Raw genomic sequence first — 18,216 nt, 5'->3', positions numbered from 1 at the left:
GGCCTCAGACCACCGCGCCCCGGGGGCGGCCGTTGTTGTAGGCCGGGTTCTGGCGGTGCGCGAACGCGCGGATCGCCAGCAGGCCGAAGGCGAAGCCGCCGATGTGCGCGAAGTACGCGACGCCGCCGCTGTCGCCCGCCGGGTCCGTGAGGCCGGCGGCGCCGAAGGCGATCTGCTCCAGGAACCAGATCCCGAGCACGGCCATCGCGGGCAGCTCGACCAGCGTGAAGAAGAAGATGACGAAGATCACCGTCAGCACGCGGGCGCGCGGGTAGAGCAGGATGTAGCCGCCGAGCACGGCGGCGATCGCGCCCGACGCGCCGACCAGCGGGACGACGTCGCCGGTGCCGCCGGCGATCAGCGTCTGGCCGGCCAGCGCGGCGAGCCCGCCGAGCAGGTAGAAGACGATGAACTTGGCGCGGCCCATCGCGTCCTCGACGTTGTTGCCGAAGATCCACAGGAACAACATGTTGCCCGCGAGGTGGATCACCGAGCCGTGCATGAACATCGACGTGAACGCGGTCACCCAGACCGGGGCCTGGCCGTGGACGTCCTTGCCGCAGGCGATGGCGGCGCCGCCCTGGACCGCCATGCACTGCTGGCCGAGGTGCTTGACCTCCCACGGGATCCACCCGTAGTCGATGACGTTGGCGTTGGACGGCCCGTGGAGGATCCCGCCCTTCTGCCACAGGAAGTAGGACAGGACGTTGGCCAGGATCAGCGTGATCGTGACGACGGGGAACGTCGTCGTGGGGATGTTGTCCTTGAGGGGGAACACGCGGCGGGGCGGGTCGGCCCCGAGAACGCTATCCGGCGGTCGCGGCCAGCGGGCCGGTCCCGGGCTCGGCCTGCGGGACGTGCTCGTCGGCGTGGTAGGAGGAGCGCACCAGCGGCCCGGCGGCGACGTGGTCGAAGCCCATCTCCATGCCCGCGGCGGCCAGCGCGTCGAACTCCTCGGGGTGCCAGTAGCGGACGAGCGGCAGGTGGCGCTCGGTCGGGCGCAGGTACTGGCCGATCGTGATGACCTGGACGTCCTTGGCGCGCAGCTGGCCGAGCGCGTCGACCATCTCGTCGAACGTCTCGCCGAGGCCGACCATCAACCCCGACTTGGTCGTGACGGCGTCGCCGCCCATCTCCTTGGCGGTCCGCAGGACGCGCAGCGAGCGCTCCCACGTCGAGCCGCGGCGGGCGATCGGGTACAGGCGCGGGACGACCTCGACGTTGTGGTTGAAGACGTCGGGCCGCTCGGCGATGACCTTGGCCAGCGGCATGTCGAGGCCCTGGAAGTCCGGCGTGAGGATCTCGACCTTGCAGTTGGGCGCCTGGCGGCGGATCTGGCGGATGACGCCGACGAACGCGTGGGCGCCCTTGTCGGGCATGTCGTCGCGGTCGACCGACGTGATCACCGCGTGGCGCAGGCCCATGCGCGCGACCTGGCGGGCGACGCGCGCGGGCTCCAGCGGGTCGTTCCAGGTCGGCTTGCCGGTCTTGACGTGGCAGAACCCGCAGCGGCGCGTGCAGGTGTCGCCGAGGATCATGAACGTGGCGGTGCCGCGCTCCCAGCAGTCGCCGATGTTCGGGCAGGCCGCTTCCTGGCAGACCGTGTGCAGGTTGTCGTCGGCGATCTTGGCCTTCAGCTCGCGGTACTTCGGCCCGCCGGGCATGGGGACCTTGAACCACTTCGGCTTGCGCTCGCGGAGGTCGAGGACGTCGGGCCCGAGGACCTTCAGGACGTCCATGCCACCGGGGTTGGCGCGTGAGCGGGTCTTGTGCTCGCGCTTGCTCGTGCTGGGTTCCGCGGCCATCGCGGCTGGGACGTTAGCGAGCGCGGACGAGATCCACACTCGCGCGCGTGAGCGCGACGAGCGCGAAGACGAACAGGCCGAGCTGTGCCAGCGGGCGGTCGCTGGCGCCGGCGTTCCACGTGACCGCCAGCGCGGCGGCGACGGCGAAGGCGACGTTGCCGGCCAGCGGGCCGGTGAGGAGGATCAGCGTGCTGCGGCGCTTGGAGGCGGTCGGCGCGTGCAGGCACTCGCCGCCCCACAGCCAGGTCCGGTTGGCGCCGATCATCAGGCGGCCGACGCGCACGGTGAAGAGCGTGCGCCCGGCGCCGAGCAGGACGCACACGCGGCCGCGGGTCAGCGCCAGCGCGGCGGCCGCGCGGCCCAGCTCGTGGATGAGCGCCGCGGGGATCGTCGCGGCGAGGATGACGAGGAGGATCGCGAGGGGGCCGTCCATGGCCCGGAGCGCATCGGCGTGCGGGCGCGGCGGCTTCAGGCGACGGGCGCCGCGGTCAGCGCTCGTTCGAGGCGCTGGGGCGTGACGATGCGCTGGCGCGCGTCGAGCGCCCGCGCGAGGTGGTGGGTCACGCGCTTGCGGACGCAGTCCAGCCGGCCCGCGCGGCCGGTGAGCGCCTCGACCGACGTCATCGCGACGCCGCCGAGGCCGCAGGGGACGATCCAGGTGAAGGGCTCCAGCGCCGCGTCGTCGAGGTTGATGGCCAGGCCGTGCATCGTGACGCCGTGGGAGATGTGCAGGCCGATCGAGCCGATCTTGTCGTCGCCGACCCAGACGCCGGTGAAGTCGCGGCCGTCGGCGGCGCGGCCGCGGGCGTCGGCGATGCCCTCCTCGCGCAGGGCGGCGACCATGGCGTCCTCGAGCTGGGTCACGAAGGCCATGACGTCGTCCACGCGCGCGATCGGGTAGGCGACGAGCTGCCCGGGCCCGTGGTAGGTGACCTTGCCGCCGCGGTCGACGTCGACGACGTCGATGCCGCGCTCCGCGTACCAGGCGTCGCCGAAGGGCAGCTCGGCGGGGTCGGAGCGGCGGCCGCGCGTGTAGACCGGGTCGTGCTCCAGCGTGAGGATCGTGTCCGGGATCAGGTCCTGGCGGCGGGCCTCGCGGACGCGCTGCTGCAGGGCGAGCCCCTCGCGGTAGGGCACGCGGCCCAGGTGCACGCTCCAGAGCTCCATGTCCACGATGGTAGAAGGCCGCCGGTCGGGTAGCGCGGTCGTCATGGCCGACAGCATCACGTTCCTGGCCAAGGACGACGAGGGCCAGCGGATCCTGGACGAGCTCGAGCAGCAGACCGACCTGCGGGCCGAGGCGGGCGACGAGGGGGACACCCGCGTCTACCCCCTGGAGGACGAGGAGCACCGGATCGAGATCGTGCAGACGCTGACCGACATCGATCCCGAGTGGTCGGAGCACCTCGCTCTGCAGATGCCCGCGTAGCGGGGCGCCCCGTGGGCGGGCCGCGCGGCGCGTGGCACACTCGGTCGGGAGATGGCCGCCGAACGCGCCCCGATCGCCCAGTGGCGTGCCCGCCTGCGCTGGCGGCTGGCGGGGGCCTGGCAGTGGCCGGCGTTCTGCGTCCTGACGGTCTTCGACACGGTCGTGCTGTCGCGGCTGCCGTTCGCGGGCGGCCGCTCGACGCTGATCGGCAGCCTGCTGGCGGCGGGCCTGCTGAACATGATCGTCGTGGCGGTCGTGCCCAAGGTGGGCGGCCCGCTGCTGCGGCGGCGCCGACCCGACCTGCCGCGCGAGGTCGCCGCCGACTTCGCCGGGGCGGTCGGCCTGGCGGCGTTGTCGGCGGTGCTGCTCGTCGGCGGCCTGCTGCACCGCCCGACGCTGCGCGCCGACGACCGGACGATGGCCTTCGCGGTGGCCGAGGCGCGGGCGTTCGCCGGCCATCGCGCGCCCAAGCGGTACCTGCCGCTGAGGGGGCAGGACACGTGGCATCCGGGGCCCGGCGTGTACCGCAGCTGCTTCGAGGGGCCCGATCCCCAGCGCGACTTCTGCGTGGTCGTGCGCACCGACGATCCGCGCACGATCGTGCGCGCCGACCCGGACCAGCGGCCCAACGCGACCGTCGCCGGCGAGGACAACCCCGGGCACTTCCGGGGCTAGTGTCGTGATTCATTCATTCGCTGGCCGCCTCCGAGCATCCCGGAATGCTGCGACCGAATGAATGAATCACGACACTAGCTGGCGCGCGTTCCCGGTCGGTCGCGGGGCCAAGCGACGTCGGACCGGATTCCGAGCTTGTCAGGCCGTTGACATCAAGGAAAGTTCGGGCCCTACCGATGTCGGTCGCGGATGCGCAGGTTGCGAGCGTTCGCGGGTGTGGTGGGGGCGTCGGGATCGGTGATCGCGGCGGGCGGCCTCCTGCTCGCGATCCTCTCCGCCGGCGTCGCGTTCCACGGCTGGCCGAACATGCGCGACCCGGGCGATCGCACCGGCGACGGCGCGACCGCGCTGGCCGCCGCGCCCAACGGCGGCGCCGCGCTGCGCGCGGGCGACGACACGGCGGTGAGCGCGCTGCCCACCGTCCCGGTGCGCCGGGCGGCCGTCGCGGCCGTCGTGCGGCGGGTGGACGAGCGGCGCGTGGAGCGCCGGCGCGCGAGCGTCGACGACGTGCGCGAGCGCGGCGCGGACCGGACGCCCGCGACGTCCTCCCCGGGCGTGAGCGGCGCGCCGCGCGGCACGTCGCCGTCGCAGGCCACGGCGCCGTCCCACGAGCCCTCCGGGGTCTCCGGCGCGGGCGCGGGCGCGTCGTCGACCGCGACGACCACGCCCACCACGACCTCTTCCAGCGGCACCGCGCCCACGCCTCCGGCCACGCCGACGCCGACGCCGCCGGTGCCCGTCGCGCCCTCGAGCGTCACCGACGCCGCCGCGCAGGCCGTCCAGACCACGACCGCCGCCGCCGGCGGCATCGTCTCCTCCACGACCACCGGCGCCGCCCAGACCCTCGCACCCGCCGCGCCCAACGTCGCCTCCACCGTCTCCGGCGTCGGCCAAGCCGTCGGCACCACCGTCACCCAGGCCGGCCAAGCCGTCGGCGGGATCCTGACGGGCCTGGGCAGCGGCGCGGGCCAGTAGCGCCGCTCGCGCGCCGATCCCCTTCCCGCGCGGTGACCGCCGCGCCATGGTCCTGCGCACGGGCGTGCGGACCGCGATCTCGATGCCGAGCGAGACGCTCCGGGCGCTCGGCGTCTCAGGACAGCCGCGCGCGGATCGACGCGAACAGCGCCGCCCCGTCGGCGTGGGTGGTGGTCGTCAGCGTCAGCGGCGCGGTGTGGTGGATGGTCACGGCGCCGGAGGTGACGGTCGGGCGGGTCGTGATGGGGCCGAGCGTGAGGGTGGTCGGCGCGGGGCCGGGGGTCGGGTGGCCCAAGATGATGGTGTCGGTGCCGGAGATGACGATCGCGGTGGGGAGGAGGTCGGCGACGGCGTCGGCGAGGAGGGTGGCGAGCGCGGTGCCGGAGGCGCGGTGGGTGGCGAGGAGCGACTCGACGTCGACCGGGGCGGTGGTGGTGAAGGCGGGCGCGGAGGGGCCCGGCGGGGCCGGCGCGGGCCGCGGCGTCGCCGCGCGCTCCTCGGCCAGCAGCGTCCGGGCCGCCGCCGCGATGCGCTCCGCGCTGGGCAGCGCCGCGGCCTCCAGCGACGCGGCGTAGGGCACCGGCGCGTCGGCGCCGGTCACGCGGGCGACGGCGATCGTGCGCGGCAGCAGCGCGGCGAGCGTCGCGGTGATCCCGCCCTGCGGCGGGCCCTCCTCGACCAGCACGGCGCGGCCGGTCGCCCCGCAGGCGTCGAGGATCGCGGGCTCGTCGAGCGGGCGCAGCGCGCGGAGGTCCAGGACGCCCGCGTCGACCCCCTCGCCCGTCAGCGCCCGCGCCGCGGCCTGCGCGAGGCCGACCATGCGCGACGTCGCGACGAGCGTCACGTCGTCGCCGTCGCGCCGGCGCGCGGCCCGCAACGGCGCGGCCTCGCGCTCGTCGACCTCCACCGGCCCGACCGTGTCATACAACAACGTGTGCTCCAGCAGGACGACCGGGTCCTCGCCGCGGATCGCCGCGCTCAGCATCCCGTGCGCGTCGCCCGGCGAGGACGGCGCCCAGACCGTCAGCCCCGGGATGTGATGCATCAACGCCTCGACGTTGCTGGAGTGCACCGGCCCCAGCCGCCCGCCCGCGCTCTGCGGCATCCGGAGCACCATCGGCGCGTGCACGCGCCCGCCGGTCATGGTCCGCAGCGGCGCCGCGTGGTGGGCCAGCTGGTCGTAGGCCAGGCCCGCGAACGTCGCGGTCGTCAGCTCGACCACCGGCCGCAGCCCGGTCATCGCCGCGCCGATCGCGACGCCGACGATCGCCGCCTCCGACGACGGCGCGTCGAGCACGCGCCCGGCGCCGAAGTCCTCCAACAACCCGGCGGTCACGCCGTAGGACCCGCCGCGCGTGCCCACGTCCTGGCCGAGCAGGATCACCCGGTCGTCCTCGGCCAGCGCCGCGCGCAGCGCTTCGCGCAGCGCCTCGCGGTAGCTCAGCTCGCGCGTCACGCGGCGTCGCGCTCCGGTGACGCCACCGCGGTCTCGGTCGCCGCGTCGAGCCGGTCGCGCACCGCGCCCTCGATCGCGTCGCGCTCGGCGTCCGACAGCACGCCCTTGCCGGTCAGCCGCTCGGCGAACGCCGCGACCGGGTCGACCGCGCCCTCGCCCGCGCGGCGCACGATCGCCTCCACGAGCGTCGGGTGGCGCTCCTCGCGCGCCCGCCGCGCCGCCTCGACCACGCACTTGCGGACCTCGACCGGATCGACGCCCGAGCACTTCAGCCCGGCCACCCCGGACGCCGCGCTGCGCTGGAACAGCTCGGTCACCGCGGGCGCCGGCGCGTCGTGCGCCAGGTCGTGCGTGACCAGGAAGACGACCGGCAGCGACCACGACGCCGCCAGCGCCAGCGTCTCGGCGAACACGCCCTCGGCGGTCGCGCCGAGCGTCAGCTGGCAGAGCGCCACGCCCTCGTAGGACCGCGCGGCGAAGCTCAACGCGACGCCGGCGCTCAGCGGCGCGTGCCCGGCCGGGATCGCGAAGCCGCCGTAGAGCCCGCGGTCGGGGTCGACGACGTGCGTCGACCCGCCCAGCCCGCCCGACGTCCCGGCCGACCGGCCCAGCAGCTCGGCCAGCACGGCGGCGGGATCGGTCCCGCGCGCCAGCGCCCAGGCGTGGGCGCGGAACGTCGTCAGCACCGCGTCGCCGGGCCGCAGCGCCCGCGCCGCGCCGAGCACCACCGCCTCCTCGCCGCGCGCCGCGTGCAGGAAGCCTCCGATCGACCCCGATCCGTACAGCTCCGCTGAACGCTCCTCGAAACGGCGCATCAGGAGCATCGTGGTCCACCACTCCTTGGCCGTCGCGGCGTCGGGGAGTGGTTGGCCGGGCATCGCGCCGCGAGCGTATCGCGGCGGGGCGGACGTTGGGCACGCGATGCCCAGCATCTGCGCCGCGAGCGTATCGCGCGGACGCGCGATCGGGCGCGACGCCCGGCCGAACGGGGCGGGAGGAGAGAGTGCGGCCGCCCCCGGTGGTCAGAGGTCAGAGGAGCGTGACGACCGACTTGACCTCCGTGTAGAGCTCCAGCGCCTCGGCGCCCATCTCGCGGCCCCAGCCGGACTCCTTGTAGCCGCCGAAGGGCAGCGCCGCGTCGAACACGTTGTAGCAGTTGATCCATACCGTCCCGGCCCGCAGCGCCTTCGCCGTCCGGTGGGCCTTGGACAGGTCCTTGGTCCACACGCCGGCCGCCAGGCCGTAGTTGGTGGCGTTGGCGTCGCCCGGGGTCGCGCCGCGCTCGAACGGCCGCACGGTGACGACCGGGCCGAAGATCTCCTCGGCCTCGACCTTCATCCGCGGGTTGGTCCCCGCGAGCACCGTCGGCTCGACGAAGTACCCGCGGTCGCCCTTGCGCTTGCCGCCGACGACGGTCTCGGCGCCCTCGGTCTCGCCGCTGGCCAGGAACCCGCATACGCGGTCCATCTGCTCCTGGGAGACCAGCGGCCCCATCTGGGTCTGCGGGTCGAGGCCCGGGCCCACCTGGATGCTCCGGGCGTGCTCGGCGACGCCGCTGACGACGTCGTCGTAGATCGACTCCTCCACGAACAGCCGCGAGCCCGCCGCGCAGCATTGCCCGTGGTTGAAGAAGATCGCGTTGGCCGCGCCCGGGATCGCCGTCTCGAGGTCGGCGTCCGCGTAGACCACGTTGGGGGACTTGCCGCCGAGCTCCAGCGACACCTTCTTGATGTTGCCCGCGGCGGCCTGCAGGATCAGCCGGCCGACCTCGGTCGAGCCCGTGAACGCGACCTTGTCGACGTCCGGGTGGGCGGCCAGCGGCGCGCCGGTCTCCTCGCCGAAGCCCGTCACGACGTTGACGACGCCCGGCGGGATCCCGGCCTCCAGGCACAGCTCGCCGAGGCGCAGCGCGCTGAGCGGCGTCTGCTCGGCGGGCTTCAGGACGACCGTGCACCCGCACGCCAGCGCCGGCCCGAGCTTCCATGCCGCCATCAGCAGCGGGAAGTTCCAGGGGATGATCTGGCCGACGACGCCCACCGGCTCGTGCAAGGTGTAGGCGTGCCATTCGGCGCCCGGCATGTAGGGCACCGAGATCTGCAGGGTCGAGCCGCCGTTCTTGTTGGCCCAGCCCGACATGTAGTGGAACAGGTCGGCGGCCAGCGGTACGTCGGCCGCCTTGGCGACCGTCAGCGGCTTGCCGTTGTCGAGGGTCTCCAGCGTGGCGAGCTCGTCGCCGTGCTCGAGGATCAGGTCGCCGAGGCGGTGGATCGCGCGACCGCGGTCCGACGGCGACATGCGCCGCCACGGGCCGTCCGGGTCGAACGCCGCGCGGGCGGTCTTCACGGCCCGGTCGATGTCCTCCGACGAGCCGCGGGGGATCGTCGCGAGCACGTCGCCGGTGGACGGGTCGTAGGTCTCGAAGGTCTGACCGGATGCCGCGTCCACCCAGTCGTTGCCGATCAGCATCTGGTGGTGCCGCGTGACGAACTCGCGGGCGTGCTGATCGATCGTGGCGTCGAGCGCCATTGAGTGCCTCCTTCGTAAAAGGGTCTTGGCGCGAAGCTACGTCGGAGGGGGTTGCAAGTCCGTTGCGAGCGGCGTACAACCGAACGCGGGGTCTCATGAGCGACTGGACCGCGCTTCCCGCGACGGGGGATCGGCGCCGACGCGCGCTGCGGTTGGCGCGCGCGCACGACGCGGTGCTGGCCGGCGCGCCGCCGCCGCCCGGGGTCCGCGGGCTGATCGTCGACTCGTGGCGGCGCTGCGCGGCCGCGGGCATCGACCCGCAGCGCGGCCTGGCCCCGCTGGCCGTGCCGACCGACGAGGCGTCGGAGCGCTGGGCGCGCAGTCCGCTGGCCGCCGCCGAGCCCGTGCTGCGCGAGCTGCTGGCCGACGTGCGGGCCGAGGGCCAGCAGGTCGTCCTGGTCTGCGACGCCGACGGCACGCTGCTGTGGATCGACGGCGACGAGCGGATGCTCGACCAGGCCACGGGCGTCCACCTCATGCGCGGCGCGCGCTGGAGCGAGGCCGCCGCCGGGACCAACGCGATGGGCACCGCGCTGGCGCTCGACCACTCGCTGCAGGTCTTCAGCGCCGAGCACTTCGCCACGCCGGTCCACGGCTGGACGTGCAGCGCCGCGCCGCTGCACGACCCGCGCACCGGCCAGCTGCTCGGCGTGCTCGACCTCAGCGGCCCGCTGCAGACCGCGCACCCGCACTCGCTCGCGCTGGTCGGCGCGGCGGCGCGGATGGTCGAGGCCGTCCTCGCGCAGCGGCCCGTGATCCTGCCCGCCTCGACGCAGGGCGTGTCGCTGCGCGTCCTCGGCCGCGACCGCGCCGAGGTCACGCTCGCCGGCGGCCGGACCGTGACGCTCTCCCGCCGCCACAGCGAGTTGATGGTCCTGCTCGCGCTGCGCCCCGACGGCATGACCGCCGAGGAGATCGCGATCGCGCTCTACGGCGACTTCGGCAAGCCGGTCACCGCCCGCGCCGAGCTGTCGCGCCTGCGCCGCATCCTCGGCGGCGCGCTGCTGGCCGAGCCCTACCGCCTCGCCGCGCCGCCGCGGGCGGACTTCCTGGCCGTGACCGCGACCGACGTCGCCGCCTACCCCGGCCCGCTGCTGCCGCGCTCCGAGGTCCCGCTGGTCGTCGAGGCCCGCGAGGCGCTGGACCACCGGGTCCGCTCCGCGGTCCTGCGCTCCGGGGACCCGGCGCTGCTGGAGCGCTGGGTGACCTGCGCCGCCGGCCGCGACGACCTCGAGGCCGCGCGCCGCCTCGTCGGGCGGCTCGCGCCCGACGACGTCCGCCGCCCCGCGGCGCTCAGCCACCTGCGGCGGCTGGTGCGGACGGCCTGACGCGCCGCGCTAGTCGAAGTGCCCCGGCTCGGCCACGGCCCACTGGTACAGGAACTCCTGCGGGCTGAGGCGGTCGAGGTCGCGGATCAGCGCCTCGTGCATGCGGCGGCGCTGGCGGGAGGTGCAGTCCCAGAAGAGGATGCCCTCGCCCTGGTCGAGGTCGACGACCTCGATCGAGTCCCCGGACACGAGCACCTCGTACCGCGACCGGGCGCGCGCGCCGCTCATGGCGCCACCGCGTCCAGCGCGGCGTCGCCGACCAGCAGCTCCCCGTTCGGGGCCCAGACGGTCGGCACGCTCTCCACGCCGCGCGCCACCGCCTGCGCGGTCGCCTCGTCCAGCGCCTGGCTCACGGCGTCGCGCTCCAGCGCCTGCAGGACCGCGCGCGGGTGCATCTCGCACGCCGACGCGGCGATCAGCACGACGTCGGTGTCGCCGAGGTCCGCGCCGCCCGCGTAGGCCTGGCGGAACGCGGCCAGCGAGAACGCCACCGCGCGGCCGATCTGCTTGGCGTAGGTCGCGGCGCGCAGCGCGAGCTCGGGGTCGGAGCCCTCGGGCGGCCAGCGGACGGGCTGTAGCCGGCGGTGGCCTGCCACGCGCTCGATCTCGACCTGGGCGATCTCGCGTTCGGTCGCGCAGCGGAACCCGTCGTCCCACGCGCGCGGCGAGCGGATCGGGATCCACTCGGCCGCGAACGGGAGCACCTGGAGCACGCGCTCGGCCGCGAGGTAGGCCTCGGGCGACGCGAAGTCGTAGTAGAACGCGCCGCGGTCCGCAGGTGCGGGCTCCGGGTGGGCGGACCCGTGTTGGGTGACCTCCAGGCCCACGGCCGCCGCGCTCCTAGCCGTGGATCAGCCAGCCGTCGGCCGCGCGCGCGGCCTCCATGACCCCTTCCGACAGGGTCGGGTGGCCGTGGATGATGCGCGCGACCTCGGGGTAGCCGCCCTCGACGAGCTTGACGTTGACGAGCTCCTGGATCAGCTCGGTGGCGCGGGTGCCGACGATGTGGCCGCCGAGCATCTCGCCGTACTTCTTGTCGCCGACGATCTTGATGACGCCGGTGCGGTCGCCGTAGACGGTGCCCGCGCCGACCGCGCCGTACTGGACCTTGCCGACGACGACGTCGTAGCCCTGCTCGCGCGCCTGCTCCTCGGTCAGCCCGAACGAGCCGACGTTCGGCGTGCAGAACGTCGCGCGCGGGATGTCCAGATAGGAGATCGGGTGGGTCTGACGGCCGGCGGCGTCCTCGACGGCGATGATCCCCTCATCGCTGGCCTTGTGCGCGAGCGCCGGGCCCGGGACGAGGTCGCCGATCGCGTACACCTTGGCCTTGGACGTGCGCAGCGCGCCGTCGACCTTGACGAGGCCCGCGTCGGTCAGCTCGATGCCGGCGGTGTCCAGGCCCAGCGCGGCGACGTCGGGCCCGCGGCCCGCGGCGATCACCACCCAGTCGTAGTTGCCGGTGTCGGCCGCGTCGAAGAACGTGCCCGTCCTGACCTCGATGCCCTGCTTCTTGAAGCCGCGCAGCGCGGCCTTGGAGATGTCTGAGTCCTCGGTCGGCAGCACGCGATCCAGACCCTCATACAACGTCACCTGCGAGCCGAGGCGCTGGTAGGCCGAGGCGATCTCCGTGCCCGACGCGCCCGCGCCGATGACCGCCAGCGTCGTGGGCAGCTCGGTCAACGCCCACGCCTCCTCGGTCCCGATCACGTTGCCGCCGAAGTCCAGGCCCGGCAGCGACCGCTTCACCGAACCGGTCGCCAGGACCACGCCCTTGGACGCCGTGTAGACCGTGTCGCCGACCTTGACGTCACCGTCGGCGGTCAGCGCGCCCTCGCCACCGATGACCTCCACGCCGTTCTTCTTGAACAACCCGGACACGCCGCCGGTCAGCGTCGTGATGACCTTCTTGCGGCGCTCGTTGATCGCGCCGAAGTCGACCGTCGGCTCGGTGCCGTTCAGGCTGATCCCGAACTCGCCGGCGTCGCGGACCTCGGAGAGGATGTCGGCCGAGCGCAGCACGGCCTTGGCGGGGATGCACGCGTAGTTCAAACAGCGGCCACCGACCACGTCATCGCGCTCGATCACCGCCGTCTTCATCCCGAGCTGAGCGGAGCGCACCGCGGCCACATAGCCGCCGGGACCCGAGCCAATGACGATGACATCGAACGTCGTGTCGGACATAGCCCGGAATGTAGCGAACGGGTGGTCGGACCCTACGCCCGGTCAGGTGTCGGCACCTGGAGGCGCGCGAGCACCCGCACGAGCTTCCAGAACAGCCAGCCCGCCGGGAGGATGATCGCCAGGCTCAGCACGACGTCGCCGATCGACGACGCGCGCAGCAGGAACAGGAAGAAGAAGACGACCAGGACCGCGAGCAGGATCTGGAAGAGCAGCACCGCGACGTAGCGCTTGGCCCACATGCCGTAGGCGGCCGCGAACATCAGCGCGCAGTAGACGATCAGCGTGCCCGCGCCGCCGGCGCCGCTGTGGCCGGTGATCGCCAGCACGAGGTTGACGAGGCCCAGGACGACCGCGGTCGCGACCGCGACGAGCAGCGGCCACGGCCGCTCGTCGGCGCCGATCGGCTCGAGCGTCGCCTGGATCTCGGCGGTGCGCTCCGCGGAGGACTTGCGCGCGCGGCGCACGCCGGGCGGGCCGACCTCCAGCGCGTGGTCCAGGCGCCGCGAGACGGCCTCCGGGTCCTCGGCCTCGGCGATCGCGCGCACGACCGCGACGCGGTTGGCGCCGGCGGCCATGACCGCGTCGATCGTGGCCTCGTCCACGCCGCCGATCGCGAACCACGGGATCTTCGCGTGGCGCGCCGCGTAGGTCACCAGGTCGGTGCCGACCGCCGCGCGGCCGGGCTTGGTCGGCGTCGTGTGCACGGGCCCGACGCCGATGTAGTCGGCGCCCTCGGCGTAGGCGGCGTCGACCTGGTCGGGCGAGTGCGTGGACCGGCCGACGAGCACGTCGGGTCCCGCGAGCGCGCGCGCCCGCGCGATCGACTCGTCGTCCTGCCCGACGTGGACGCCATCGGCGCCCGCCGCGCCCGCGAGGTCGGGGCGGTCGTTGAGGACGAACAGCGCGCCGGCGACCTCGCACCACTCGCGCGCGTCGGCCGCGGCCTCCAGGATCTCCTCGTCGGTGGCGTCCTTGCAGCGCAGCTGGAAGACGTCGACGCCGCCGCGCAGCGCGGGGCCCAGCACGTCGCTCAGCGGCCGCCCGCCGGGCCGCGCGTCGCAGATCAGGTAGAGGCGCGCGCCCGCCAGCCGCGCGCGCCGGCGTTCCAGCAGCGTCATCGCCATTTCCGCTGCGCAGTGTGGCACTCCGCGTGCGCGATACGCTCGAACGCGGGTGAGCACGGAGCTTCCACGGGTGGACGTCGCGGTCGTGGGCGGCGGCGTCATCGGCCTCGCGGCCGCCTGGCGCGCGCGCCGGCGCGGGCTGGAGGTCGCCGTGCTCGAGCGCGGCACGTTCGGCCAGGGCGCGTCGCGCGCCGCCGCCGGGATGCTCGCCCCGGTCGCCGAGGCCGACCTGCAGGAGCGCGACCTGCTGACCGCCAACCTGGAGAGCGCGCGGCGCTGGCCGGCGTTCGCGCGCGAGCTGGCCGACGTCGCCGGCGTCGACGTCGGCTACCGCGCCTGCGGGACGCTGCTGGTCGCGCGCGACCGCGACGAGGCCGAGCACGTCGAGCACGAGCGCGACGTCCGCGAGCGCCTGGGCCTGCGCGTCGAGCGGATGCTCGGCAGCGCGGCGCGGCGGCTGGAGCCCGCGCTGGCGCCGTCGCTGCGGCTGGCCGTCGCGCTGCCCGACGACCACGCGGTCGAGCCGCTGCGCGTCGTGGCGGCGCTGGTGGAGGCGTGCCGGCGGGCGGGCGTGCGGCTGATCGAGGGCTTCGAGGTGGGCGACCTGTCCGCGCTGCCCGCCGACCGCGTGGTCGTCGCCGCGGGCGCGTGGTCGGGCGGGTTCGGCGACGGGCGGACCGCGGGGATCCCCGTCCGCCCGGTCAAGGGCCAGTCGCTGCGCCTGCGCGACCCGTCCGGGCCGGGGCTGTGCGACCGCGTCCTGCGCTTCGAGGGCGGCTACCTCGTCCCGCGCGGCGACGGCCGCTACTACCTCGGCGCGACCGTCGAGGAGCGCGGCTTCGACGACGCCGTCACCGCGCTGGGCGTCTACGAGCTGCTGCGCGAGGCCTCGGAGATCCTGCCCGGGATCCTGGAGCTGGAGCTGGAGGAGACGCTGACCGGCTTCCGTCCGGGCACGCCCGACAACGCGCCGGTGATCGGCGCCGACCCGCGCGACGACCGGATCGTGTGGGCCACCGGCCACTACCGCAACGGCATCCTGCTGTGCCCGGTCACCGCCGACTGGGTCGCGGCCGAGCTGGCCGGCGAGGGTGCCGACCACGCGCTGCGTCCCGACCGCTTCGTGAAGGAGCCCGCCGCATGAGCATCATCGTCAACGGAGATCCGTCGGACGCCGTCCCCGGCACGACGATCGCCGAGTTGTTGCAGACCTTGGACGTGCCGACGCGCGGCGTCGCCGTCGCGGTCGACGCCGAGGTCGTGCCGCGCGGGGAGTGGGAGACCTTCGCGGTCGCCGACGGCGCGCGGGTCGAGGTCCTGGTCGCCGTTCAGGGAGGATGATCCCCACCACATGCGCATCGCCGGACACGAGTTCTCATCGCGGTTGATCCTCGGCACGGGCGGCTTCCCGCGCCTGGAGACGCTGGCCGAGGCGATCCGCGCGTCGGGCACCGAGATGGTGACCGTCGCGCTGCGGCGGATCGACCCGGCGGCGCGCGGGTCGCTGGTCGACGTCCTGGACGACGCCGGCGTGCGCGTCCTCCCGAACACCGCCGGGTGCTACACGGCGCGCGACGCGGTGCTGACCGCCAAGCTCGCCCGCGAGGCCTTCGACACCGAGTGGGTCAAGTTGGAGGTCATCGGCGACGAGCGCACGCTGCTGCCCGACGCGGTCGAGCTGGTCGCGGCCGCCGAGGAGCTGGTCGACGCGGGCTTCGTCGTGCTGCCCTACACGACCGACGACCCCGTGTTGGCCAAGCGCCTGGAGGACGTCGGCTGCGCGGCGGTCATGCCGCTGGGCTCGCCGATCGGCTCGGGCATGGGCATCAACAACGCCTACAACCTGCGGTTGATCCGCGACCAGACGAGCTTGCCGGTGATCCTCGACGCGGGCGTCGGCACGGCGTCCGACGCGGCGCTGGCGCTGGAGCTGGGCTGCGACGGCGTGCTGTGCGCCAGCGCGATCTCGCGCGCGGAGGATCCGGTGGCGATGGCGCGGGCGATCCGGCTGGCCGTCGAGGCCGGGCTGCTGGCCCGCGGCGCGGGCCGGATCCCGCAGCGGCTGCACGCCACGGCGTCCACGGCCGAGGAAGGCGTCGCGGAGTTCGTCCACCCGTCCGACCCGGCGCGGGCGATCCCGGCCGGCGATCCCGCCGAGCACGGCGGGGCCGAGGCGACGCCGCCACGCGCGTGACCGAGCTGGGCGCGCTCCTCGACGGCTTCCAGGCCGCGCTGGTCGGTCGCGATCGCGCGGCGTTCGCGTCGGTCTGCGCGTTGGACGTCCACTACGAGGATCCGCTGACCGGCCCGGCGGTGCGCGGCGTCGACGCGCTCGGCGACCACGTCGCGCAGCTGTGGGTCGCGGTGCCCGACGCGACGGTCGAGCAGGCCGGCGAGCGGCTGAGCGACGGACGCTACGTCGCGGCGCCGATCCGGATCGCCGGCACGCACACCGGCGAGCTGCCGAACCTGCCGCCGACGCGCCGGAAGTTCACCGTGCACGCTGTGCTCTACTGCGAGCTGGACCCGCCGCGCGAGCGGCTGTGGCGCGTGCGCGCGTTCTTCGACCTCTACGACACGTCGGTGCAGCTCGGCGTCCTGCCCGCCCACGGCGGCATGGGCGAGCGGGCGCTGATGCTCCTGCGCGGCTTCGGGCTCCGAGCGCGGTCATGACCGAGGCGCCACGGTCCGGCGGGCTGTACGGGACGGTCCTCGTGCTCGCCGTGATCATCGCGCTGACGAAGTCCGGCCACGCCGAGGCCCACATCATCCTCGGCGGCGTGATCGTCACCAGCCTGGTGTTCTACGTCGTGCACGTCTACGCCGACGTGCTCGCCCGGCGGGTGAGCGACCCCGAGCGCTCCTGGTCGTCGCTGACCCGCGAGATCGGCCACGAGGAGATCGCGATCGTCGAGGCCGCGATCCTGCCCGCGATCCCGCTCGTGCTCGGCACGATCGGCGTCCTCGACCGCGAGGCCGCCTCCTGGAGCGCGATCGGCTGCGGCCTGGTCTCGCTCTTCGGCTGGGGCGCCCTCGTCGGCCGCGCCCTCGGCTACGGCACCCTCCGCTCGCTGGTCTTCGGCGCGCTGAACATCGCGCTGGGCGGGCTGATGGTGGTGTTGAAGGTGTTGGTGCATTAGCCGCCGGGCGCTACCCGACGACCAGCGCGGTGCGCAGCGTCTTGGCGCCCGTGCGGGTCAGCGTCAGCCGCGTGTAGCGGCCGGGGGCGATGCGGCGGGACGGCGTGAGCAGGACCTGGGTGCTCCCGCGTACGACGCGGGCGGTGCCGGTGGCGTAGGTCGTCGAGCGGTTGGACAGCTTGGCCTGGTACACCGACTTGCCGGGCAGCGTCGTGCCGGCGGGGACCGAGACGGCGCGGCAGCGCAGGGCGGGCTTGCGCTGCGAGGTCCCGGCGTGGCAGGTCAGCAGCGTCAGGCGCTTGGCGGGGATGGTCGGCGCCGGCGCCGGCGCCGGCGCCGGCGTGGGCGTGGGCGTGGGCGCGGTGGTGGCGGCCGTCGCCGGCGTCGCCGGGGCGGTCTCCGCCACGCCCGTGCCCGACAGCGCGACCAGCAGCGGCCCGCGCGGGTCGTTGGTGGCGACCGACACGGTGGCGGCGTGCGCGCCGACGGCCGTCGGGCTGAAGAGGACGGGGATCGCGCAGCTGGTCACGAAGCCCTGGCAGTTGGGCGCGCCGAGCAGGAAGCTCTCGGCGCCGTCGCCGGTCAGCGTCGCGGCGAGGATCGTCAGCGGGCCGCTGCCGCCGGCGTCGATCGTGAGCTGCTTGGCCCCGACGTCGCCGACCGGGCGCGCGCCGAACGCGAGCGCGCTCGCGCGGGCGGTGACGGCCGGGTCGCCGGTCGTGATCGAGACGGTGCCGTCGAGCGGGGCGCCGGCCGCCGCGGAGTACGTCGCGTTGGTCGCGGGCGCGACGATGCCGCTCGCGCCGCCGCCTCCGCCGCTGAAGTCGCCGCCTCCGCCGCCGCCGTAGAGGCCTCCGCCTCCGCCCCCGCTGCTGCCGCCCGCGAAGCTGTCGCCGCCGGCCCCGAGCCGTCCGGCGTCGCCGCCGATGCCGCCCGCGCCGCCCGCGGTGGCCGTGCCCGGCAGGCCGGGGTCGGGCCCGTCGCCCGGGGCGCCGCCGTTGCCGCCGAAGACGGGGCCGGCGTAGAACGAGGCGCCTCCGCCGCCGCCCGCGACGACCACGCGCGACGCCAGCGAGGTCGGGTCGAGCACGTCTCCGTGCGCGCTGGCGAGGCGGACGTCGCTCGCGCCGCCGCCGGTCGTGTAGGTGCCCACGCCGCCACCGTTCCAGCCGGGGGTCGTGCCGTCCTCGTGGCCGTGCTTGCCGACCTCGACGTACAGCACTTGACCGGGCGTCACGGGCAGGTCGGCGACCACGCGCCCGCCGATGCCGCCGCTCTCGCCGCCACCGCTCGCGCCGGCGGCGTCGACGTGGACGAGCGTCGTCCCCAGTGGCACGACGTAGGTCTGCTCCGAGCCGTGGAGCGTGGCCGTGAACGTGGTCGTCTGCCCCGAGGCGAGGGCGGACGGCGCCGCGAGCAGCGGCGAGCAGACGGCAGCGATCAGGACGGCGAAGGGCCGGGGCATGCCCGGAGGATCGGCGCGTCCGCCTGCGGACTTTAGGTGCGGACGCTCAGTGAACCACGGTCGTGGCCCGCGCCGCGTCGCGCCGCGCTGCCGGGGACAGGCTCGGTCG

The 18,216-nt window shown here is 74.8% G+C and carries 21 protein-coding genes; 9 read left to right on the top strand and 12 right to left on the bottom strand.

Going from position 1 to position 18,216, the window contains the following annotated elements:
* Nucleotides 1-4 precede the first annotated feature (4 nt).
* The 4 genes from VFG42_RS23795 to lipB are packed head-to-tail and all read right to left on the bottom strand — an operon-like array spanning nucleotide 5 to nucleotide 2,972.
* Nucleotides 5-778 carry a rhomboid family intramembrane serine protease gene (locus VFG42_RS23795; RefSeq protein ID WP_324911324.1) on the bottom strand — a complete coding sequence of 258 codons (774 nt, stop codon included), beginning with the start codon at nucleotides 776-778 and terminating at the stop codon, nucleotides 5-7.
* A gap of 28 nt (nucleotides 779-806) precedes the next feature.
* On the bottom strand, nucleotides 807-1,805 hold the full coding sequence (lipA, locus tag VFG42_RS23790; protein WP_349260451.1) for a lipoyl synthase: 999 nt from the start codon (nucleotides 1,803-1,805) through the stop codon (nucleotides 807-809).
* Between the two features lie 13 nt (nucleotides 1,806-1,818).
* Nucleotides 1,819-2,238, bottom strand: coding sequence for a hypothetical protein (locus VFG42_RS23785; RefSeq protein WP_324911323.1), 420 nt, complete (start codon nucleotides 2,236-2,238; stop codon nucleotides 1,819-1,821).
* Between the two features lie 35 nt (nucleotides 2,239-2,273).
* Nucleotides 2,274-2,972, bottom strand: coding sequence for a lipoyl(octanoyl) transferase LipB (gene lipB / locus VFG42_RS23780; RefSeq protein ID WP_324911322.1), 699 nt, complete (start codon nucleotides 2,970-2,972; stop codon nucleotides 2,274-2,276).
* Nucleotides 2,973-3,015: 43 nt separating this feature from the next.
* On the opposite strand from lipB, the gene VFG42_RS23775 reads away from it, so the two are divergent.
* From VFG42_RS23775 to VFG42_RS23765, 3 genes are all read left to right on the top strand, one after another.
* On the top strand, nucleotides 3,016-3,234 hold the full coding sequence (locus VFG42_RS23775) for a hypothetical protein (RefSeq protein WP_324911321.1): 219 nt from the start codon (nucleotides 3,016-3,018) through the stop codon (nucleotides 3,232-3,234).
* 51 nt (nucleotides 3,235-3,285) lie between these two features.
* Nucleotides 3,286-3,909, top strand: a complete 624-nt coding sequence (locus tag VFG42_RS23770) for a hypothetical protein (protein WP_324911320.1) — start codon at nucleotides 3,286-3,288, stop codon at nucleotides 3,907-3,909.
* 189 nt (nucleotides 3,910-4,098) lie between these two features.
* Nucleotides 4,099-4,884 (top strand): hypothetical protein, encoded by a 786-nt coding sequence (locus VFG42_RS23765; RefSeq protein WP_324911319.1) that lies wholly within the window; start codon nucleotides 4,099-4,101, stop codon nucleotides 4,882-4,884.
* A 115-nt stretch (nucleotides 4,885-4,999) separates the two neighbouring features.
* Here the strand turns inward: VFG42_RS23765 and VFG42_RS23760 are convergent, their stop codons facing one another.
* The 3 genes from VFG42_RS23760 to VFG42_RS23750 form a co-directional block, all read right to left on the bottom strand.
* Complete coding sequence (locus VFG42_RS23760; protein ID WP_324911318.1) at nucleotides 5,000-6,340, bottom strand: alpha-ketoacid dehydrogenase subunit beta; 1,341 nt, start codon at nucleotides 6,338-6,340, stop codon at nucleotides 5,000-5,002.
* Nucleotides 6,337-7,218, bottom strand: a complete 882-nt coding sequence (locus VFG42_RS23755) for a thiamine pyrophosphate-dependent enzyme (protein WP_324911317.1) — start codon at nucleotides 7,216-7,218, stop codon at nucleotides 6,337-6,339. The genes VFG42_RS23760 and VFG42_RS23755 overlap by 4 nt, the downstream gene beginning before the upstream one ends.
* Before the next feature lie 151 nt (nucleotides 7,219-7,369).
* Nucleotides 7,370-8,866: an aldehyde dehydrogenase family protein gene (locus tag VFG42_RS23750; RefSeq protein ID WP_324911316.1), complete on the bottom strand. Its 1,497-nt coding sequence runs from the start codon at nucleotides 8,864-8,866 to the stop codon at nucleotides 7,370-7,372.
* A 95-nt stretch (nucleotides 8,867-8,961) separates the two neighbouring features.
* On the opposite strand from VFG42_RS23750, the gene VFG42_RS23745 reads away from it, so the two are divergent.
* The gene (locus VFG42_RS23745; RefSeq protein WP_324911315.1) at nucleotides 8,962-10,194 is read left to right on the top strand and encodes a GAF domain-containing protein; all 1,233 of its coding nucleotides are present in this window, start codon (nucleotides 8,962-8,964) and stop codon (nucleotides 10,192-10,194) included.
* 9 nt (nucleotides 10,195-10,203) lie between these two features.
* On the opposite strand, the gene VFG42_RS23740 is transcribed toward VFG42_RS23745, so the two are convergent.
* The 4 genes from VFG42_RS23740 to thiE are packed head-to-tail and all read right to left on the bottom strand — an operon-like array spanning nucleotide 10,204 to nucleotide 13,496.
* Nucleotides 10,204-10,422, bottom strand: coding sequence for a hypothetical protein (locus tag VFG42_RS23740; protein WP_324911314.1), 219 nt, complete (start codon nucleotides 10,420-10,422; stop codon nucleotides 10,204-10,206).
* A complete protein-coding gene (locus tag VFG42_RS23735; RefSeq protein WP_324911313.1) occupies nucleotides 10,419-11,021 on the bottom strand; it encodes a DsbA family protein in 603 nt (200 codons plus the stop codon). The genes VFG42_RS23740 and VFG42_RS23735 overlap by 4 nt, the downstream gene beginning before the upstream one ends.
* Before the next feature lie 13 nt (nucleotides 11,022-11,034).
* On the bottom strand, nucleotides 11,035-12,378 hold the full coding sequence (gene lpdA / locus VFG42_RS23730) for a dihydrolipoyl dehydrogenase (RefSeq protein ID WP_324911312.1): 1,344 nt from the start codon (nucleotides 12,376-12,378) through the stop codon (nucleotides 11,035-11,037).
* A gap of 32 nt (nucleotides 12,379-12,410) precedes the next feature.
* A complete protein-coding gene (gene thiE / locus VFG42_RS23725) occupies nucleotides 12,411-13,496 on the bottom strand; it encodes a thiamine phosphate synthase (RefSeq protein ID WP_324911311.1) in 1,086 nt (361 codons plus the stop codon).
* Nucleotides 13,497-13,551: 55 nt separating this feature from the next.
* Between thiE and thiO the strand changes: the two genes are divergently transcribed.
* Genes thiO through VFG42_RS23700 form a run of 5 tightly spaced genes read left to right on the top strand, consistent with a single transcriptional unit; the run spans nucleotide 13,552 to nucleotide 16,642 of the window.
* Nucleotides 13,552-14,646: a glycine oxidase ThiO gene (thiO, locus tag VFG42_RS23720; protein WP_324911310.1), complete on the top strand. Its 1,095-nt coding sequence runs from the start codon at nucleotides 13,552-13,554 to the stop codon at nucleotides 14,644-14,646.
* Nucleotides 14,643-14,843, top strand: a complete 201-nt coding sequence (gene thiS, locus VFG42_RS23715) for a sulfur carrier protein ThiS (RefSeq protein WP_324911309.1) — start codon at nucleotides 14,643-14,645, stop codon at nucleotides 14,841-14,843. The genes thiO and thiS overlap by 4 nt, the downstream gene beginning before the upstream one ends.
* 10 nt (nucleotides 14,844-14,853) lie before the next feature.
* Entirely contained in the window at nucleotides 14,854-15,696 is an 843-nt protein-coding gene (locus VFG42_RS23710) for a thiazole synthase (protein ID WP_324911308.1), read from the top strand.
* Nucleotides 15,693-16,175 (top strand): ester cyclase, encoded by a 483-nt coding sequence (locus tag VFG42_RS23705; protein WP_324911307.1) that lies wholly within the window; start codon nucleotides 15,693-15,695, stop codon nucleotides 16,173-16,175. The genes VFG42_RS23710 and VFG42_RS23705 overlap by 4 nt, the downstream gene beginning before the upstream one ends.
* Complete coding sequence (locus tag VFG42_RS23700; RefSeq protein ID WP_324911306.1) at nucleotides 16,172-16,642, top strand: hypothetical protein; 471 nt, start codon at nucleotides 16,172-16,174, stop codon at nucleotides 16,640-16,642. Before VFG42_RS23705 ends, VFG42_RS23700 begins: the two co-directional genes overlap by 4 nt.
* A gap of 10 nt (nucleotides 16,643-16,652) precedes the next feature.
* Here the strand turns inward: VFG42_RS23700 and VFG42_RS23695 are convergent, their stop codons facing one another.
* The gene (locus VFG42_RS23695) at nucleotides 16,653-18,107 is read right to left on the bottom strand and encodes a glycine-rich protein (RefSeq protein WP_324911305.1); all 1,455 of its coding nucleotides are present in this window, start codon (nucleotides 18,105-18,107) and stop codon (nucleotides 16,653-16,655) included.
* Nucleotides 18,108-18,216: the final 109 nt, after the last annotated feature.

This window comes from Baekduia sp. (assembly GCF_035685985.1).
In the GTDB taxonomy this organism is placed as follows: domain Bacteria; phylum Actinomycetota; class Thermoleophilia; order Solirubrobacterales; family Solirubrobacteraceae; genus Baekduia.
Note: the sequence above shows the minus strand (reverse complement) of the source record. Positions and strands in the feature narration are given on the sequence as shown.

Bases quoted from the DNA above. Each gene is read 5' to 3' on its own strand.
- VFG42_RS23775 (WP_324911321.1), top strand. From the start codon at position 3,016: ATGGCCGACAGCATCACGTTCCTGGCCAAGGACGACGAGGGCCAGCGG.
- VFG42_RS23700 (WP_324911306.1), top strand. From the start codon at position 16,172: ATGACCGAGGCGCCACGGTCCGGCGGGCTGTACGGGACGGTCCTCGTG.
- thiS (WP_324911309.1), top strand. From the start codon at position 14,643: ATGAGCATCATCGTCAACGGAGATCCGTCGGACGCCGTCCCCGGCACG.
- lipB (WP_324911322.1), bottom strand. From the start codon at position 2,972: ATGGAGCTCTGGAGCGTGCACCTGGGCCGCGTGCCCTACCGCGAGGGG.
- VFG42_RS23750 (WP_324911316.1), bottom strand. From the start codon at position 8,866: ATGGCGCTCGACGCCACGATCGATCAGCACGCCCGCGAGTTCGTCACG.
- VFG42_RS23770 (WP_324911320.1), top strand. From the start codon at position 3,286: ATGGCCGCCGAACGCGCCCCGATCGCCCAGTGGCGTGCCCGCCTGCGC.
- lipA (WP_349260451.1), bottom strand. From the start codon at position 1,805: ATGGCCGCGGAACCCAGCACGAGCAAGCGCGAGCACAAGACCCGCTCA.
- VFG42_RS23710 (WP_324911308.1), top strand. From the start codon at position 14,854: ATGCGCATCGCCGGACACGAGTTCTCATCGCGGTTGATCCTCGGCACG.
- VFG42_RS23695 (WP_324911305.1), bottom strand. From the start codon at position 18,107: ATGCCCCGGCCCTTCGCCGTCCTGATCGCTGCCGTCTGCTCGCCGCTG.
- VFG42_RS23785 (WP_324911323.1), bottom strand. From the start codon at position 2,238: ATGGACGGCCCCCTCGCGATCCTCCTCGTCATCCTCGCCGCGACGATC.
- VFG42_RS23765 (WP_324911319.1), top strand. From the start codon at position 4,099: ATGCGCAGGTTGCGAGCGTTCGCGGGTGTGGTGGGGGCGTCGGGATCG.
- thiE (WP_324911311.1), bottom strand. From the start codon at position 13,496: ATGACGCTGCTGGAACGCCGGCGCGCGCGGCTGGCGGGCGCGCGCCTC.
- lpdA (WP_324911312.1), bottom strand. From the start codon at position 12,378: ATGTCCGACACGACGTTCGATGTCATCGTCATTGGCTCGGGTCCCGGC.
- VFG42_RS23745 (WP_324911315.1), top strand. From the start codon at position 8,962: ATGAGCGACTGGACCGCGCTTCCCGCGACGGGGGATCGGCGCCGACGC.
- VFG42_RS23740 (WP_324911314.1), bottom strand. From the start codon at position 10,422: ATGAGCGGCGCGCGCGCCCGGTCGCGGTACGAGGTGCTCGTGTCCGGG.
- VFG42_RS23755 (WP_324911317.1), bottom strand. From the start codon at position 7,218: ATGCCCGGCCAACCACTCCCCGACGCCGCGACGGCCAAGGAGTGGTGG.